Genomic DNA, 410 nt, shown 5'->3' on the forward strand with positions numbered 1-410 from the left:
AGCGCTACAGTTCGGTCCACCCGATCGGGAACCCCATCAGGAACTCGAATTGCTCGGGCGTAATTGGCAGGCCCCCAAAGGCCTCGACATAGCGCCTGCAACCCGGCCACTTCTGCATCGACGGCGCGGTGAAGTTCGCCTTCGTCGTGGGGGTGTGCAACGAGCCACCAACGATTTCGCGTATGGTCCGCCCCTGCATCATCTGCCGATATACGGCGGACGTGCGTTCGGTAGCCAAGGCCTCGGAGACATTCAGCCGCGTGGGCGATTGCCGCTTCGCTGACGTTCTCGGCGATGACGTATTCGGGTCGCAGTTCTCCGACGACACGGTACATCTCGGGCCAGAAGTCGAAGGCGACGCGACGACCTCGAGATGCGGTGCTGAACGGCTGGCAGGGGAAGCCGCCGCA

The 410-nt window shown here is 63.2% G+C and carries 1 protein-coding gene; it reads right to left on the reverse strand.

The window, feature by feature from the left end:
• The coding region (locus H7A85_RS21065) for a DNA cytosine methyltransferase (protein WP_182422421.1) at positions 1 to 410 on the reverse strand (410 nt) is incomplete at both ends.

Source organism: Aureimonas sp. ME7 (genome assembly GCF_903970965.1).
GTDB lineage: Bacteria > Pseudomonadota > Alphaproteobacteria > Rhizobiales > Rhizobiaceae > Aureimonas.